Origin of the sequence: Acinetobacter equi, from assembly GCF_001307195.1 — a bacterium.
Classification (GTDB): domain Bacteria; phylum Pseudomonadota; class Gammaproteobacteria; order Pseudomonadales; family Moraxellaceae; genus Acinetobacter; species Acinetobacter equi.
Genome location: NZ_CP012808.1, coordinates 934,101 through 952,089, shown reverse-complemented (window position 1 = coordinate 952,089; position 17,989 = coordinate 934,101). Strand labels below are relative to the sequence as shown.

The 17,989-nt window shown below is 34.6% G+C and carries 19 protein-coding genes; 12 read left to right on the top strand and 7 right to left on the bottom strand.

Annotation, left to right across the window (positions count from 1 at the left end; translation table 11 throughout):
- Window positions 1-131: 131 nt before the first annotated feature.
- Window positions 132-1,352 carry a phosphoserine phosphatase SerB gene (serB, locus tag AOY20_RS04425; protein ID WP_054580737.1) on the bottom strand — a complete coding sequence of 407 codons (1,221 nt, stop codon included), beginning with the start codon at window positions 1,350-1,352 and terminating at the stop codon, window positions 132-134.
- Between the two features lie 77 nt (window positions 1,353-1,429).
- On the opposite strand from serB, the gene AOY20_RS04420 reads away from it, so the two are divergent.
- Entirely contained in the window at window positions 1,430-2,668 is a 1,239-nt protein-coding gene (locus AOY20_RS04420; RefSeq protein ID WP_054580736.1) for a hypothetical protein, read from the top strand.
- Window positions 2,669-2,740: 72 nt separating this feature from the next.
- Here AOY20_RS04420 and AOY20_RS04415 read toward each other — a convergent pair whose 3' ends face one another.
- The 3 genes from AOY20_RS04415 to mhpT all read right to left on the bottom strand — a co-directional run bounded on the left by AOY20_RS04415 (window position 2,741) and on the right by mhpT (window position 5,750).
- Window positions 2,741-3,682 carry a bile acid:sodium symporter family protein gene (locus tag AOY20_RS04415; RefSeq protein ID WP_054580735.1) on the bottom strand — a complete coding sequence of 314 codons (942 nt, stop codon included), beginning with the start codon at window positions 3,680-3,682 and terminating at the stop codon, window positions 2,741-2,743.
- 83 nt (window positions 3,683-3,765) lie between these two features.
- Window positions 3,766-4,398: a bifunctional nicotinamidase/pyrazinamidase gene (gene pncA, locus AOY20_RS04410; RefSeq protein WP_054580734.1), complete on the bottom strand. Its 633-nt coding sequence runs from the start codon at window positions 4,396-4,398 to the stop codon at window positions 3,766-3,768.
- Window positions 4,399-4,526: 128 nt separating this feature from the next.
- Window positions 4,527-5,750: a 3-(3-hydroxy-phenyl)propionate transporter MhpT gene (mhpT, locus tag AOY20_RS04405; RefSeq protein ID WP_054580733.1), complete on the bottom strand. Its 1,224-nt coding sequence runs from the start codon at window positions 5,748-5,750 to the stop codon at window positions 4,527-4,529.
- Window positions 5,751-6,470: 720 nt separating this feature from the next.
- Between mhpT and dapA the strand changes: the two genes are divergently transcribed.
- The 3 genes from dapA to purC are packed head-to-tail and all read left to right on the top strand — an operon-like array spanning window position 6,471 to window position 8,743.
- Entirely contained in the window at window positions 6,471-7,370 is a 900-nt protein-coding gene (gene dapA, locus AOY20_RS04400; RefSeq protein ID WP_054580732.1) for a 4-hydroxy-tetrahydrodipicolinate synthase, read from the top strand.
- A gap of 14 nt (window positions 7,371-7,384) precedes the next feature.
- Window positions 7,385-7,987, top strand: a complete 603-nt coding sequence (locus AOY20_RS04395) for a hypothetical protein (RefSeq protein ID WP_054580731.1) — start codon at window positions 7,385-7,387, stop codon at window positions 7,985-7,987.
- Between the two features lie 36 nt (window positions 7,988-8,023).
- Window positions 8,024-8,743, top strand: a complete 720-nt coding sequence (gene purC / locus AOY20_RS04390; RefSeq protein WP_054580730.1) for a phosphoribosylaminoimidazolesuccinocarboxamide synthase — start codon at window positions 8,024-8,026, stop codon at window positions 8,741-8,743.
- Between the two features lie 1,099 nt (window positions 8,744-9,842).
- On the opposite strand, the gene AOY20_RS04385 is transcribed toward purC, so the two are convergent.
- Complete coding sequence (locus AOY20_RS04385; protein WP_054580729.1) at window positions 9,843-11,117, bottom strand: replication-associated recombination protein A; 1,275 nt, start codon at window positions 11,115-11,117, stop codon at window positions 9,843-9,845.
- 96 nt (window positions 11,118-11,213) lie between these two features.
- Here AOY20_RS04385 and AOY20_RS04380 point away from each other — a divergent pair, with 96 nt between their 5' ends.
- Entirely contained in the window at window positions 11,214-11,675 is a 462-nt protein-coding gene (locus AOY20_RS04380) for a 2-thiouracil desulfurase family protein (protein ID WP_054580728.1), read from the top strand.
- A 44-nt stretch (window positions 11,676-11,719) separates the two neighbouring features.
- Here the strand turns inward: AOY20_RS04380 and AOY20_RS04375 are convergent, their stop codons facing one another.
- A complete protein-coding gene (locus tag AOY20_RS04375; RefSeq protein WP_054580727.1) occupies window positions 11,720-12,172 on the bottom strand; it encodes a YcgN family cysteine cluster protein in 453 nt (150 codons plus the stop codon).
- Window positions 12,173-12,352: 180 nt separating this feature from the next.
- On the opposite strand from AOY20_RS04375, the gene AOY20_RS14450 reads away from it, so the two are divergent.
- From AOY20_RS14450 to AOY20_RS04345, 7 genes are all read left to right on the top strand, one after another.
- Window positions 12,353-12,511 (top strand): DUF1328 family protein, encoded by a 159-nt coding sequence (locus AOY20_RS14450; RefSeq protein WP_081403358.1) that lies wholly within the window; start codon window positions 12,353-12,355, stop codon window positions 12,509-12,511.
- Between the two features lie 161 nt (window positions 12,512-12,672).
- Entirely contained in the window at window positions 12,673-13,419 is a 747-nt protein-coding gene (locus AOY20_RS04370; protein ID WP_054580726.1) for a dienelactone hydrolase family protein, read from the top strand.
- Window positions 13,420-13,466: 47 nt separating this feature from the next.
- Window positions 13,467-13,829 (top strand): HIT family protein, encoded by a 363-nt coding sequence (locus AOY20_RS04365; protein ID WP_054580725.1) that lies wholly within the window; start codon window positions 13,467-13,469, stop codon window positions 13,827-13,829.
- A gap of 109 nt (window positions 13,830-13,938) precedes the next feature.
- Window positions 13,939-14,988, top strand: coding sequence for an A/G-specific adenine glycosylase (gene mutY / locus AOY20_RS04360; protein ID WP_054580724.1), 1,050 nt, complete (start codon window positions 13,939-13,941; stop codon window positions 14,986-14,988).
- A 119-nt stretch (window positions 14,989-15,107) separates the two neighbouring features.
- On the top strand, window positions 15,108-15,647 hold the full coding sequence (locus AOY20_RS04355; RefSeq protein WP_054580723.1) for a M23 family metallopeptidase: 540 nt from the start codon (window positions 15,108-15,110) through the stop codon (window positions 15,645-15,647).
- A gap of 15 nt (window positions 15,648-15,662) precedes the next feature.
- Window positions 15,663-15,908 (top strand): hypothetical protein, encoded by a 246-nt coding sequence (locus tag AOY20_RS04350; RefSeq protein WP_054580722.1) that lies wholly within the window; start codon window positions 15,663-15,665, stop codon window positions 15,906-15,908.
- Window positions 15,909-15,926: 18 nt separating this feature from the next.
- Window positions 15,927-16,496, top strand: coding sequence for a DNA-3-methyladenine glycosylase I (locus AOY20_RS04345; protein ID WP_054580721.1), 570 nt, complete (start codon window positions 15,927-15,929; stop codon window positions 16,494-16,496).
- A 31-nt stretch (window positions 16,497-16,527) separates the two neighbouring features.
- Here AOY20_RS04345 and AOY20_RS04340 read toward each other — a convergent pair whose 3' ends face one another.
- Complete coding sequence (locus tag AOY20_RS04340) at window positions 16,528-17,961, bottom strand: aminotransferase-like domain-containing protein (RefSeq protein WP_054580720.1); 1,434 nt, start codon at window positions 17,959-17,961, stop codon at window positions 16,528-16,530.
- Window positions 17,962-17,989 lie beyond the last annotated feature (28 nt).

The window sequence follows — 17,989 nt, the reverse complement described above, 5'->3', positions numbered from 1 at the left end:
TAGTTTTTTTCTATCATCATTATCGTTGTTACTTATGACATGATAATCATATATTTTCTAAGTTTTCATTTAATCTAGAATTAAAAAAGTGTGACAAATATGTCACACTTTTATGAACCACTAAAAACCTTTTAAGCTCTTGTTAAGTCTTTATCATGCACACCAAGAAGATATAAAACACCATCTAAACCAACACTAGAAATTGCTTGATTGGCATTTTGACGCACTAATGGTTTTGCTCTAAAGGCAACACCTAGACCCGCAATTGAAAGCATAGGTAAATCATTTGCACCGTCACCAACAGCAATTGTTTGCTCAAGTGAAATACCCATTTGTTCAGCAATTTTTGTTAACAATAATGCCTTTCGAGCACCATCTACAATATGCCCTGTCACTTCGCCAGTTACCATACCATCTTGAACATCGAGATTATTTGCATGTACTTCATCTATACCTAATTTTGCTTGTAAATATTCAGCAAAGTATTGGAAACCTCCCGACAAAATAGCGGTACGATAACCCAAGGCTTTTAGCGTTGAAATTAACTGTTCTGCACCCTCTGTAATCGTTAAACGTTCTGCGATCTTAGGTAAAACAGATGCATCCATTCCTTTTAATAATGCGACACGTGCTCTAAAACTTTGTTGAAAATCAAGCTCACCTTGCATTGCTCGCTCTGTAATTTCTGCAACTTGCTCACCTACCCCTGCTTCTTTTGCAAGTTCATCAATGACTTCTTGTTCAATTAACGTTGAATCCATGTCAAAACAAACTAAACGACGATTACGGCGATAAATATTATCTTCTTGAACCGCTACATCGACATTTAATTCACTCGATAAACTCAAACAAGCAGCACGCATTGCCACTGCATCTAACATTTGACCACTCAAACCAAATTGCACACATGCACGTTTTGGTTTTGAATTTTGTTGATCTAAAGATGGGCGACCTGATAAACGGGTAACTGTTTCAATATTAAAGCCCTGGCTTGAAACAATTTTTGTCACAGCTTGTAAGTGAGATGCTTCTAATTCTGGTGCCAAAGCAGTCACAATATAGCGTGTACGACCACCCTCACTAACCCATTGTTCATAAACTGATGTAGATATTGGTTTAAAACGCACAGTTAAGCCAATTTCATGTGCTAAAATCAGAATATCCTTCATGGCTAAAGCCGTAGCAGTTTGATCATCTGATGATACAACAATACCCAAAGTCAGCTGATTATGAATCACTGCTTGGCCAACATCTAGGATTTGTAAGGAATGAGCGGACAGAACCTGCATTAATCGTGTAAATTGATTAGGTTGGTCAGGTCCTAAAAATGATATAAGAATGATTTCTCGCATGAATTGACTCTGGTCTGAGCTACAACTATTGTAAGAATCATAATCGAAATTCAGTAAAATTACTTTGGAAGTTTACGTTGAATGCGCCTAGACAAGGGCTATTTGCTAGCCTACTGATTGTAAGTTTTATATTGCAGACCTTTATTTTAGTTCTTGCAACGACTCATCAATTAAATGAAAACCGAGCTAATCAAGGGCAATTGATTACCAGTCAACTGGTTACAGATAGCCTTTCTGAGCTTGAACCTGCAAATACAGTATCGCTTGCTTTACTTGCTGGGCGATTTGCGACAAATCCTAATATTGCATCAATTCGTATTTTGGATGCGAATAACCAAGTACTTGCGACTGGAGGAATGTCAAAAACACGTGAAGGTGAAATTTTTGTTCGCGATGCACTATTAAATGAGAAAAAAATTGGCCGAATCGAAATTACGTTAATTAAACCGAGTATTGGTGAAATTTTACGTACACAATGGTTAGCAATTTTAGCATCGTTTATTATTTATGTTTTTCTTTGGCTCGTTTATCGTGCTATTGCTCGTCCTAGTCGTACAGAATATTTGACACGTATTAATAGAGAAAAACAGCTAAATACAGAAATTCAACAACTCACCCATGCTATTGAACAACAAAAACATAATGCTGCTTTAGTCATTGCTCAAGCTCAGGGTTCACCTCATTCACAAAAAATTGCTAAAGATCCGAAACAGGAATATCAAGAAGATCATAGTTTGGCTTTAAACATTCAGTTTTATGATCCTAAGCAGCTTTTAGATACAGTAACTCCATCTGTCTCTACGCCATACTTTAATTTATGCCAAATCTTTTTAAACAAAAGTATTGAATTATGTGTGCAACATTACAAATTAAATTGTTCTGACATAAAAACAATACAAGCGTTTAATGCAGAAGGTACAACCATCAGTATTTTGGCGAACAAACCGAATGCAGCTGAATGCTTAACGATGATTAGTACTGTATTCCAGTTATTATCTGAAGTACTGTACAAACGTTACCGTGAAGATAAGCGATTTGTTTTGCAAACACGTAGTGCCATCTCAAGTGAAGTGGAAGCAATGCAGCTTTCTTCAGCACAAGCAGCTAGTCGTTTGGTCAAGCAGCTTTCAGCTAAAGAAAGTGCTGTGCATTTACCAAAAGACTTACTCAAAACACTTTCGACTCATTATGAGTTAATGAGTTTTCCATCACCAACAAATGTACTAACTCGCCATGCATTTATGATTAATGGAATGGATATTGAATATGCTGAACTTGCACAAAATATTCGAACTGAAATTTTAAAGGCAAAATAATTTTAAAACTTTATTATTAGTTATATAAAAAGCCTGCATATGCAGGCTTTTTATATAATGAATTATCTAAGGTTATTTCTTTGGTTTTGCTTTCATTGCCCAATACGTTGCAAGTGTTGCTCCAGAAATATTGTGCCATAAACTAAAAATTGCACTCGGTACTGCCGTAATCGGTGACATTGCAAAATGTACTGCAGCTAAAGCAACGCCAAGACCAGAATTTTGCATACCCACTTCTATAGAAATTGCCTTGCAATCTGGCTCTGATAAATGGAAAAAGCGACCTGCCCAATAGCCTAATAATAAGCCTAAACCATTATGCAGTATAACAACGCCTAAAATGAGCAACCCTGATTCCAAAATTTGAGCCTTACTACCTGCAATAATTGCTGCAACAATCGCAACAATTGCAATTACAGAAATTAAAGGCATCACCTGAATATAATGATTCACTTTTTGTTTTAAAATAGATCTTACGATCAAACCTAAAATAATAGGAAATAACACAACTTGTAGAATAGATTTCAACATTGAAAATGCATCGATCTCAATCCATTGACTTGCCAATACATAAAAAATAGCAGGTGTAAGTAATGGAGCTAAAATTGTTGAAACGGAGGTACAAGCAACTGACAATGCTGTATTACCCTTTGCCATATAAGTAATAACATTTGAAGCCGTTCCACCTGGACAACATCCCACTAAAATGACACCAATTGCAATTTCCGCAGGTAAACTAAAAATTTTACACAAAAGAAATGCTAAACCAGGCATAACAAGAAATTGTGCAATAACACCTATCGCAACCGCTTTAGGGGTTTGAAAAACACTTTTAAAGTCATTCAATGTCATGGTCATGCCCATACCAAACATGACGATGCCAAGCATCCACGTAATATAAGCTTTTAACCAAATAAAAGATTCAGGGCTATATAATGCGAGCCCTGAAAAAAAGATGACCCAAAGCGCAAATGTTTTTTGAACAAACTGGGTAAATTTAAAAAGAACAGACATTTGCCTACTCCTGAAGTTATTAAAATCATGTGATTAGGCAAAGCTAAAAGAAATAAATCACTATTTCTCTAAAAAAAGAAGCCTCATTGGCTAAATTGTACTAGATCTTTTATATAAGTGCGCTTTACACCTTTGGCTAACATATCTTGCCATGCATGTTGCAAAGAGCCATTTAAATCAATTCCTCTTGTTGCGTCAGCAATGACATAAGTGTCAAAACCGAATTCACATGCATCAATTGCTGTCCATGCAACGCAAAAATCAGTTGCGATCCCAACAATAAAAACCGTTGTAATTTGTCTTTCTTTTAAATACCCGGCCAAACCCGTCGATGTTTTTCGATCTGCTTCCATAAAAGCAGAATAACTATCTATGGTCGAATGAACTCCCTTTCGAATAATTAACTGTGCCTGAGGTAAGTGTAAGTCTGTATGAAAGTCTGCATCCCTTGTTCCTTGTACACAGTGCTTTGGCCATAAAACTTGAGTTCCATAATCAAGCTCAATCGTATCAAAGGGTTGCTTATTTACATGATTTTCTGCAAATGAAATATGATTATTTGGATGCCAATCTTGTGTAAGAATAATAGTGTCAAAAAACTGGGCTAATTGATTTATATTTGGAATAATCTCATCTGCGTGCGCAACGGCTAGGTTTCCACCTGGAGTAAATCCATTTTGGACATCAACAACAATAAGTGCTGTATTCTCTCGCATGATTTCTATCCTGATTTTCAAGCTATGTCGCGATAAGCATACAATAAAATTGACTCACATATTTTTAAGACAGATAAAAAGAAAAAGCTCACTAATAGTGAGCTTTTATAAAATTTACTTTTATAACATTATACTTGCTGTAATCGTCGTACCAAGAACAACATAAAAATTGCTGAAATGATAATACATGGAATTGCAGCAGAAATTACACCAGCAGCACCAAAGCCAGCTGCTAATAATTGACCTGCAACGGCTGGTCCTAACATTGCACCGACACGCCCCACAGCAGAAGCTACACCAACACCTGTACCACGCAATTCAGTCGGGTAAACAATACCACCAAACGCATATAAAACACCTTGGCAACCAATAACAAAAGCGCCAACCAATGCTGATGCCCAGTACATTTGCGTTAATGAACTCGCGCCATTCAATGCAAATAAACCAGCTAAAATACCACCATACATTAAGATAATGACATATGCTTTCTTCCAGCGATCCGTCAACATACCTAAAATTATAGTACCAATTGTTGCACTCACCATAAAATAGAACTGAGCAGTACTACCTTCTTTACGAGAGAAACCAAGTTCCATAAATAATGAAGGCAACCAACTTAACATGATGTAAACAACCATCAAAGTAAAGAAGTAACTTACCCAAATCAAAATCGTACGGAATAAATTTTTAGAGTTAAATAAATCTTTAAAAGATGACTGTACAGCAGATTGTTGATCTATTGTATTTGCCTGTTCTTTTGCTTTTAAGAATTCTTTTGACTCTGGTAATAACCACATCATTACAGGAATAACAATGATAGGAAGTAAACCACCTAAATAGAAAATGTTTTTCCAATTCGTACCAAAATCAGTACTTGCAACTAAAGATAAAATTGCTGCACCTACTGGCATACCACAGTACATTAAACCTACTGCACGTCCACGATTTTGTGGCGTTACTGCTTCAGATGCTAAAGTAATTAAAATTGGCATTGCTGCACCTAGACCAGCGCCTGCAAGAAAACGTACTGCAAGTAATGAACTAAAGCTGTTTACCCACACAGTACACAATGTGAATAAGGCAAAAACTGCCGTTGACCAAATTAATACTTTCTTACGCCCAACTCTGTCAGCAACTCGACCACCGACTAACGCACCAGGAAGTAATCCAAGAATACCTGCACTAAAGAAAATACCCAGTTGTGAACTATCTAAACCAAAATATTCACGAATACCAGCTGCCGCAATCCCTGCAGCTTGAATATCTAAACCTTCAATAACAGCGATAAGAAAACATATTGCAACTGTAACAACTGCATGTTTTTTATCTGATTGATGACTTGCTCTATCCATGTCCTGTCTCTCAGAAACAAAATAAGGATGCATATTGTCGAAATTTAAGTCACTATAATAACTATCAAATAGTTGAATAAGAAAGGAAGGAAAGAAATATTTTTTTGGATGATTCACATATTTATATTTCAATTAAATAGTTAAAAAAACGATTACTCATTTCAAAACTTGATCAATTTAATCAAGATTACTCTTAGTTAACCTACTAATTATCACATTTTAAGAAGAATACATTAAATACAAAATACTAAAAAACGATTAATACAAAACTAAATATCAATATATTTACTATTTTTAAATCTTATCTTTTAGATTTTTACCATCTGAAAATAGAGTTTTTTTATATTATTAACAAAAAATACTTCAACAAGTTTTTCTAAAAACAGATATAAATTGATCTTTATTTATAAAGAAAATCATAAAAATAATCTTAAATATGTCTTTTTTTTAAACAAGATAATCCTCTTTTTTAGGCGCCTTCGAAGAACTCCATTTTCAAAACAACTTTATGATTTTTTATTCATTTAAATAATTTTAGAAAGTTTGTAATTGCTTTGACTAAAGCGTATTGTTCTGACAAACTGAATCAGTCATAATTTGCATAAGCATTATTCAATAATCGCTTATTGGATTTTGACCTAATCAAAATACTGCAAACCATCCACACTTCTACTTTTCTACTTTATTAACGTGGATGGCAAAATAGGATGTTTTTTAAAAATGACTCAGCAAGCACAGATCATTCGAGGCTCAATTGTCGCAATCGTCACCCCGATGTTAGAAGATGGCAGCGTAGATTGGAAAGGTCTTGAAAAGCTCGTTGAGTGGCACATAGAACAGGGTACGAACAGTATTGTTGCAGTTGGAACAACTGGTGAAGCTTCTACATTAAATATGGCTGAACATACACAAGTAATTAAAGAAATTATTCGTGTAGCAAACAAACGCATTCCGATTATTGCTGGTACTGGTGCAAACTCGACACACGAAGCTATAGAACTAACAAAAGAAGCAAAAGAATTAGGTGCTGATGCAGCACTACTAGTAACACCTTATTACAACAAACCTACACAAGAAGGTTTATATCAACATTATAAAGCTATTGCTGATGCTGTAGAGTTGCCAATCATTTTATATAATGTACCGGGTCGTACTGGTGTAGATATGCAAAATGAAACGGTTATTCGTCTTGCAGATTTACCGAATATTGTCGGTATTAAAGATGCAACAGGCGATGTTGCTCGCGGTCAAGCGCTTATTCAAGGCTTGCAAGGCAAATCAATGACTGTTTACTCTGGGGATGATGCAACTGCATACCAATTGATCGCTCATGGTGCTCAAGGTAATATTTCTGTTACTGCAAATGTTGCACCAAAACAAATGAGTGAGCTTTGTACCGTTGCATTATCTGGCGATGCTTCTCAAGCAGAATCATTAAATAGCAAAATTGCAATTTTACATGACATTCTATTTTGTGAATCAAATCCAATTCCAGTGAAATGGGCACTTCATGAAATGGGGTTAATTGGTACAGGTATTCGTCTACCACTGACCCCTCTCGCAGAACAATATCGCGCCCCATTACGTGAAGCACTTCATGTATCAGGCGTTATTAAATAAAAAGAGCTAATCTTATGCAATTACGTTTTGGTTTAATCGCTGCACTTTCAGCATTAAGTTTTGTGGGTTGTAGTTCTATAAGCGTTGGAAACGGCTCTTTAGACTATAAAAAAACTGCAACTGTAGAACCTTTAAAATATCCTGAAGGATTTGTGGTTCGACCAGTAACACCATTGTATCCTGCTCCCGTAATTGATCCTCTTGCTTTAGAGCATGCACCAAAAGTTGAAAATCAAAAAGGCAATCGCTTTTCTGCACCTAGACCAACTGCATTATCTACAAGCCAAGTAGTTAAACCCACTCAAGAAACTAAAGTTTCTCGTCCACAACCTATGGCAGATGAAAACAATACACCGTTATTAAAAGTAGACGGTAATTCATCTGCAATTTGGCAATATACCTTAGCTTCATTAAGTAGCCTTAACTATCCAATTATTAGTCAAAGTAAAACAAACTTTGAAGTGACTGTTAAGGTTGATGAACGCCCCTATATATTGAAGCTTTCACCAATGGGTGCAAGTTACGTATTATCAGTATTCAATACTGATAATAGTGCAGCAGACCATCAAGATGCTGCTGATCTATTAGCCCAAATTTACCATAATTGGCCAGCCTAGTCGTACTAGGCATTTTTTTTTGAAGAAGGTTCCCTCATGTTAAAACAAACCTTGCTCTATACTGGTAAAGCGAAATCTGTATATGAAACGGATAGTGCAGATCACTTGATTTTAGTCTTCCGTGATGATGCTTCAGCATTCAATGGTGAAAAAATCGCACAACTTGATCGCAAAGGTAAGGTGAACAACCGTTTTAACGCCTTCATCATGGAAAAGCTTGCAGCAGCAGGCATTGAAACTCATTTTGAAAAACTTTTAACACCTAATGAAGTATTAGTGAAAAAGTTAAAAATGATTCCTGTTGAATGTGTAATTCGTAACTATGCAGCTGGTTCTTTATGTCGCCGCTTAGGTGTAGAAGAAGGTAAAGAGCTCGTTCCACCAACATTTGAATTATTCTTTAAAGATGATGCTCTTGGCGACCCGATGGTAAATGAGTCACAAGCAATTGCTTTAGGCTGGGCAACAGCAGAACAATTGGCACAGATGAAAGAATTAACATATAAAGTCAACGATGTACTTAAAGCCTTATTTGATCAAGGTAATATGTTACTTGTTGACTTTAAGTTAGAATTTGGTGTTTTCCATGATCGTATTGTTCTTGGAGATGAGTTTTCTCCAGATGGTTGTCGTCTATGGGATAAAGATACTAAGAAAAAGCTAGATAAAGACCGTTTCCGTCAAGGTTTAGGTGGTGTTGTTGAAGCTTATGAAGAAGTTGCAACTCGTATTGGCATTAGTTTAGATGATCTTTAATTTTGTTACTTATTAATAAAAGCCGAGTCTAATGACTCGGTTTTTTATATAAATATATTTAACTATCATTTAATTTTTCTTACATATTAAATACAAAAAATTTATTTATTACTTTTAAATATAAATAAAATAATTTTTCTTTAAATCAATTATTTAGAAAAACTAATAATTAGATCAACAACTAATCGAAATTTTAAATGATTTATATTCATTTTTTTGCTTTTACAATTCATCTTTTTTTGATTAATATATATCCATATCAAATGATATTCGCAATTTTCTCTCTAGAAAACTAATTTGATTAACAACTTACCCTCTAGGATGCCATCTCCCAAAAGCATCCTATTTTATAGCCTAATTTGCTTTGAATTAGGCTTTTTTTTATCTATAAGTAAATGAAAATTATCTCTTTTCTATTAAGTAATATGTAAATAAAAAGCTCATCGAAAAATTAAATAATTATTATGAAAATGTTCACTTTTACAGCTTTTATATTTTTTATTAATATCTATCCATACAAGATAACGCCAATATTTTATTTTTCAACTAAGTTAAGCATTATCGACCAGTTACCCTCTAGGATGTATCTCCCCAAGACATCCTATTTCCTAGCTCAATTCCTCATATGAATTGAGCTTTTTTTATATCTTAAAAATATAAATCGATTAATGAGCAATTAGAAATTTCTTGATTAATTAATTAGAATTTATAAATTTAATGCTAGATTATTAATCGAAAAATCAAATTAATATCATAAATATCTTCCGTTATACAAAAAAATCAATTTCTCATAATATATCTGCATACCCTCTAGGATGTATCCCCAAAAGAACATCCGTTTTATAGCCCAATTCTCCCAGAGTTGGGCTTTTTTTTACAATACCAGATTAGTAAGTACAATCTGTGTACTACTTATCTATATTTATTTTGGCTTATTTTTTAATCGAAAAATTAAATTAAAAATACTAAAAAAATACTTTTATTCTTCTTTGCTTTTGACTACTATATAACCAATTTACTGATGCAATATTTTTCTCTTGTATCATTTAAAGAATGTCCTGTTTTATAGCCCAACTCATCTAGAATTGGGCTTTTTTTATTATTGCTGTTGTTGCTGTTGCATCCAACGGCGTTGTTGCAAGCGCTCACCTTCCACTTCTCGTTTATTACGAGCAGCTTCATATAATTTTTTACCTTTTAACTCTGGTGGCATATATTCTTGTAAAACAAAATGCTCTGGATAATGATGTGGATATAAATAATCTACGCCATAACCTTGCTCTTTCATCAGTTTTGTTGGTGCATTTCTTAAATGTAATGGTACTGGTAAATTAGCCGTTTTTTCAGCCAACTCCATCGCTTTATTAATTGCTAAATAAGTACTATTACTTTTCGCACTTGTTGCCAAATAAACAGCGCATTGCCCCAATAAAATTCGAGCTTCTGGCATTCCTATAGCCTGTACTGATCTAAAACACTCACCCGCTAATAAAAGTGCATTCGGATTTGAATTTCCAATATCTTCAGAAGCAGCAATAAGCATACGTCGTGCAATAAATAAAGGATCTTCTCCTCCTTTTAACATTCGAGCCATCCAATAAAGAGTAGCATCTGGGTCACTTCCACGAATCGACTTAATAAAAGCAGAAACAAGGTCATAATGTTGCTCACCTGCTTTGTCATAACGTGCAATATTTTGCTGTGCAACTTTTACCACCACAGCATTGGTAATAGTATTTTCTAGATCAGGTTCAAAGGTACTTGCGATCAGATCAAGTAAATTTAAAGCTTTTCGAGCATCACCTGCTGAAAACTGAATTAATGCATCAAATTCTTCAATTTGAATATAGCGTTCTTTTAAAAATGCATCTGTTTGAATCGCATTCATCAATAATGTTTGAATCGCATCTTCACCTAGCGCATTTAAGGTGTATACCTGACAACGAGATAATAGTGCACTATTCACTTCGAATGATGGATTTTCTGTCGTTGCTCCAATTAAAGTAATCTTACCCTTTTCAACAGCCTGTAAAAGAGCATCTTGTTGTGACTTATTAAAACGATGAATTTCATCAATAAATACGACAGGCGTCAGTAAATCACCACTATCAGCAATAATCTCTCTTAACTCTTTCACACCCGTATTTAATGCAGATAAACTCACAAATGGGCGATCAACAGCTTGTGCTAATAACAATGCAATTGTTGTTTTACCTACACCTGGTGGTCCCCAAAAAATAACTGATGGCAAGTGCCCTTGATCAATCATTTGGCGTAAAGGCGCACCTTCTCCCAATAAATGATCTTGTCCAATAATCTCAGACAAATCTCTTGGGCGTAAACGTTCTGGAAGTGGAATATGGCTATCTGACATCTTGTTATTACTTTACTAGACTTTCAATTAGTCTACTATGTTATTGCGAATTCTCATATTTCCCTAAATTGTTTTATTCAGCTTGAGAAAATAAAAATGAAATATCTAATCAGTGCATGCTTAGCAAACTCTCCCGTTCGTTACGATGGAAAATGCTATAACCTTGAAAAAATTAATCAACTGTTAAAATATCATGACGTTGTATTTGCTTGTCCTGAAACATTAGGTGGCTTAACAACACCTCGAGCTCCCGCAGAAATTGTAGGAGGAACTGCATTCGATGTTTTAAATGGCCAAGCACAGGTTATTAATAATTTAGGTCAAAATGTATCAGAGGCATTTATTGATGGTGCTTATAAAACACTAGCACTCGCTCAATTACATCAAGTTGATATTATTGTTCTCAAAGAAAATAGCCCATCTTGTGGTAGCCATTTTATTTATGATGGTTCATTTTCAGGAGAAAAAATTACTGCTGTTGGCATTACAACTGCTCTATTACAACAACATGATTTTAAAGTGATTTCAGAAAATGATTTTTTAACATCACAGATGTAATGCTTATTTTTAGATAACTTAAATTTAAATCAAATGATCTTCTTTTAACGCACCCAACGCACAATATAATCTTCGATATCTTCTTCATTCATTTCAGTTTCAGAAATACATCGCCCTGCAGCAGATTTTCTCGCCTCTCGAACAGAACTTCTAGAACCGGTATTTAAATGATGCCATGTTGGCAGACTTTTTCCTTCTTTTAAACGTCTATAGGCACAGCTTGAAGGAAGCCAACGAATTTTTTCAACAAGTTCAGGAGTGAGTTGTATACAATCAGGAACCTTCTCTTTTCTATTCACATAATCTGAGCATTGTGCAGATTGGCAATCTAATAATTTACAAGCAACTTTCGTATAAGCAATTTCGTTGGTTTCATCATCTTCCAACTTAACCAAACAGCATAAACCACAACCATCACACAAAGCTTCCCACTCAACTGAAGTTAATTCATTAAGCTTATATTTTTTCCAAAATTGTGGTCGTATTTGTTCAGTCATGACATATTTTTACCCATAAAAAGCCTCACTATTATAACAAGCTAAAGTGCTTTAAAATGAAATTTAATAACTTCAAATATTTACACAAAATAATGTACACTTTTTAAACAAAAACTCACAATTATATTTCACAAGATATTTATACTTTTTACTAGAGCTATAACATATAAGGAGATTAGTATGTTCAGATGGGCAATTATTTTTGCAATTATTGCACTCATTGCAAGTCTATTTGGCTTAGGTGGTGTTGCTGGCATGTCTAAAGATTTCGCAATTATTTTATTTATTGTTGCTATTATTCTTGCCATTATTGGCTTTCTAACACGCAATAAAGTTTGATAAATAAAATGAAATAAAAAAGAAGGATTAAATCCTTCTTTTTTTTCACTGCAATATGATACAAATAAATATTCATATTATTTTTTAATTTAATTCGCTTCACAAATTTTTCTTAACTATTTAAATATTCATTCAATTTATTGTGATTTTAAGGATATATCATGACTTCAGCGACAATTACGACTCGTGAAATTACATATACAGCAAAAGATGGTTCTCGATTAATTGGTTATTTTGCAGCGCCAACATCACAAACTCCTGTTGCTGGAATTCTTGTTTCTCCTGAATGGTGGGGACGTAATGAATATACCGAACAACGTGCTCGTGAATTAGCTGAACATGGCTATGCTGCTTTAGCCATTGATATGTATGGTGATAAAAAAGTAACAACGACATCTTCTCAAGCTTATGAATGGATGATGCAAACTTTTGAAGACCCAGAAACAATTGTAACTCGTGCAACAGCAGCATTAGAAACACTCGCTGCACAAGATGAAGTCAACAGTAATACATTAGGTGCTATTGGCTTCTGTTATGGTGGTAAAGTGATTTTAGATTTGGCTCGATCTGGCGCACCTATACAGGCAGTTGCAACATTCCATGCAAATCTTTCTCCAAAATCACCTGCTCAAGAGGGACAAGTTAAAGCAGAAATTTTAGTCCTTCATGGTGAACTAGACAGTATGGTCACATTAGATGATGTTGCTAATTTCCGTGAAGAAATGTATGCCGCTAAAGTTGAACATGATGTTATTGTTTTTGAAAATGCTAAACATGGTTTTAGTAATCCATTGGCAGATGAACGAGCAAAAGCCAATAATGTCGATTTAGGATATAACGCTGAAGCTGAAAAACAAGGTTTAGCAGCAATGTATAAATTACTTGACCGTCACTTTAAAACACAATAAATATTAGGAAGATAAATAACTTATTTAATTAAAAAAGGAAGATAAAGATGACAGAAAACTGCCCTTATTGTAATCATGATGAATATGATGTCATCGATAAAAATGACTTCGGTATTATTTTGCCTGAACCAAATGCTTTATCTAAAGGTCATTGTGTCATCACACCACTTCGACATACATCATCATTTTTTGATCTGACAGATAAAGAACGTAAAAGCATGACTAGTTTGCTAGAACTTGCACGTAATGAATTGAAAATCCGTCATCATCCTTCAGGTTTTCATATTGGATTTAATGATGGAAATGTATTTGGTCATCCTTCTGAACATTTTCATATTCACATTATTCCTCGTTATGAAGGAAAAAAACTTCAATTAGATGCTCGATGGGGAGTTGATGGCGAGCTTTAATTCAATAGCTCACTGAAAAATGGCGCATAAGCGCCATTTTTTATGGTGGTTCAAATTACATTTTTTAATTTACGCTATACTACACCTGACCTTTTTTATAGCGTACACAATGCAACAATTTTCATTTTCTCAGGCACTGCTTTCTTGGTTCGATCAACATGGTCGACATGACCTACCTTGGCAAGTTGCAGATGATCCCTATAAAGTTTGGGTATCTGAAATTATGTTGCAGCAAACACAAGTTAAAACTGTTCTAAACTATTTTGATCGGTTTATTGAGCGCTTTCCTACGGTTCAAGATTTGGGAACTTCATCATGGGATGATGTTGCGCCATATTGGGCAGGTTTGGGTTACTACGCACGTGCTCGAAACTTACATAAAGCAGCTACCCTTGTTACACAAAAGGGTTCTTTTCCTCAAACGCTTGAAGAATGGATAGAGCTACCCGGCATAGGACGCTCAACAGGCGGAGCATTAATGTCTTTAGGATTACGTCAATATGGCGTCATTATGGATGGCAATGTAAAACGAGTTCTTTCACGTTTTTTTGCAATTGAAGATGATTTATCTAAACCAATTCATGAACGTGAAATGTGGAAAATTGCTGAATCGCTTTGTCCGACTGAACGTAATCATGATTATACGCAAGCCATTATGGATTTAGGTGCAACAATATGTACACCCAAAAAACCATTATGTTTGTATTGTCCAATGCAACAACATTGTAAAGCACATCAACAAGGCTTAGAAACCGAACTTCCCTTTAAAAAACCTAAAAAAGCTGTTCCTATAAAATCAGCTAAAGTGTTGTTATTACAATCAGAAAATGCTAAACATGAAATAACATGGTTATGGCAACAGCGTCCAAATATGGGGCTTTGGGGCGGTTTATGGTGCCTTCCAATTTTTGAAGATGATGCTAAGTTTGAACAAGTTTGCCAAAGTTTAAACTTTAAAATAGTGGCATCTCGTACTCATATCTCACATAGTTTTACCCATTTTACATGGCAACTTGAAGCAATTTGTTTTGTTATAGATAAAGACCAAATGGAACATTTATCTATCGAACTTTCTAGTGAATGGTTGAGTCCTGAACAAGCATGTCAATTAGGTGTTCCAACTGCTATGAAAAAATTGATCTCTGCAACAGAACTATGACATAGTCAAAACACGACATAAATATTGTTCTGTCATTTAAAAGGTTATATCTCGTGTTATAGCTAAATAAAGAACGTGAATGATATATCACAGAAGTCTCAGCCAAAAAGGGAACCATCGTGCGACGCTTATCGACCAGTTTAAGTTTATTCCTCAGCATTATTTTACTTGCTGCATGTTCTACAGCCCCTAAAAAAACAACTCAGCCATTACCGCCCCAACAGGTTGCTAAACTTAAAAAGATGTCGTTAAGTAATAAGCTTCCTATTCCTGTACAAGGTGTTAAAGCAACTGGACTTACTGATACATGGGGTGCATCACGTAGCCTTGGTCGTACGCATGAAGGTATTGATATTATGGCTCCACGAGGTACCAAAGTATTGAGTAGCACAGAAGGTTTGGTTGCTGACTTACGTAATAACAATTTGGGTGGTAAAGTAGTTTGGATTATGGGGCCAAGTGGAAGCTGGCATTATTATGCTCATTTGGATGGTCATAAACGTGGTTTAAAGGTTGGTGACTATGTCAAAAAAGGCGACTTAATTGGTTATGTCGGAAATACCGGTAATGCACGACATACTGCACCACATTTACATTATGGTATTTACCTTGGTGGTAAAGGTCGTAATGCAGTAAATCCATACCCTTATTTACGTTAATTTTAGGAAATATTCATGTCAGAAGCTTTGATTGAACGCCTTGTAAATTTTGCAGAATCAGGCAATCAACAAAAAATTGTGTTAAATGGACAAACACATCAAGGTTGGATCATGGAAATTACCGACGAAGCACTATTAATTAGTACAGGTTATTCAGATAAAGTAGGTAAAGATAATTGGATTGCTTTTAAAGATTTAGAGCAAGCGACATTATCTTATTGGGATAATAAAAAAGATCTTTGGGCTGATTTTAAACTTTAAAGAAAAGGAGCATTGTAAATGACTCAAATACGTTGTGGATGGTGCTCAAATGATCCTTTATACATACAATATCATGATCATGAATGGGGAAAGCCTGTTTATGATGAAGCTAAACTCTTTGAAATGCTCTGCTTAGAAGGGCAGCAAGCTGGGCTTTCATGGATTACCATTCTTAAAAAACGTGAATGTTATAGAGAACATTTTTTTCAATATTCAATTGAAGATATTGCCAAAATTTCAGATGAAGAGCTAAAACTCAAACTCCTAGATGCAGGATTAATTCGCCATATTGGAAAGCTTACAGCTATTCGTGACAATGCTATTGCATGGCAAAATATTAAACAGCAAGGCGAAAAATTAAGTGAATGGCTTTGGAATTTTGTTCATTATCAAAGTATAAATAATGATGTTCCAAATTATAAAAATGCGCCTACTCAAACAATAGAAAGCCAAAATTTATCAAAAATGCTAAAGAAAAAAGGCTTTCGTTTTGTAGGACCAACAACCTGTTATGCTTTCATGCAGGCTGTTGGAATGGTCAATGACCATGAAAATACATGTTCTTTTAAAAAAAAAGAAACATGTTAAATTCTCATTTTTTACCATAATTTAAGATGATTTAATTGTCTTCGCCATTTTCTAATTTTGTTCGTACCCATTGTGCCAAAATTTGAATTGCCTGTTGAATCTCTGTAGAAAGCTCATGTCCTGCATTTAGACGGATGCAATTGTTATATTTTTCATCTTCCCCAAAAACAATACCAGGCACAATATTAATATTTTGCTGCTGAGCAAAATAATACATATCTAAACTTTTAATTTTTTCAGGTAATTGTAACCATAAAGAATACCCCCCCTCAGGCTGATTAAGCCGAAGATCAATATCTGTAAAAGTTTGAATAATGTATTGTCGATATTGCTCAACTTGCTGCATTAACTTTAAACGCAATCGATTTAAATGTTCTCTATAGGCTCTTGAATGAATTAAATCTGCAAGTCCCAACTGTAAAGGTGTATTAACCGATACATTTAAATTAATCATTTGCGGTCTTAAATGTAAAAGACGTTGGCTAATACAAAACCACCCTACCCGATATGCTGAAGATAAGGATTTTGAAACTGAGCCACAATAAATTACATATCCATCTTCATCCCAATGCCGAATAGGTAAAGGTCGAATTGAGCCAAAACAGCACTCTGCATAAATGTCATCTTCAATGATATAGCACTCATATTGTTTCGCTAATTTTGCAATTCGTTGTTTTTCCTCATTGCTCAAACAAAACCCTAATGGATTTTGATAATTAACTGTAATTAAACAAGCTTTAGCTCCCGAATATTTCATTTCATATTCTAAACGCGCTAAATCAAAACCTTCATGATAAGCAGGAATTTCAACAATCTTCCGTTTTAAACTCGCTAATAACTGTAATTGTCCATTAAAATTTGGCGTAGGTACAATAATACTCTCACCTTCTTTTGTTAATGTTTGAATTACCACAGAGAGTGCAGGCAAACATCCATTAGTAATGAAAATATCATCCTTAGAAATAAACAAACCATCTTCAGCCCAATGCTGAACCAAAGCCTCTCTTAAATGAAGATGTCCTTGTTTATTACTATATAAAAAATCTTCTGGCTTACTATGCTTAAGCGCTCGTTGAATTGAACGACGTAATGCATCTACAGGAACTAAATTTGGAGAAAGCTGAATTGAACCCAAATGAATTAAATTATTTTTTGTCGATGCTTCTTGAATTTCAATTTGTAAATCTAAATTTGAAACTTCTCTAGCTTCAGAACTGAAATCCATATGTTGTGGTAAATCTACCTGCACATTTTTAGGTATTTGTACAAAATAGCCTGTTTTCGGTTTTACATAAATCAGACCTTGTGCTTCTAATAACTCATAACAGCTCTTTGCTGTATTTAAACTAATATGATGCAGTTTAGAAAAATCTCTGAGCGAAATAAGTTTCTGTCCTGCAACTAATTCACCCAAATAAATTTTATGCGCAATTTGCTGTGCTAATTTCTGATATTGAAATCCCATTCACTGTACTCATTTTTTAATAATATTT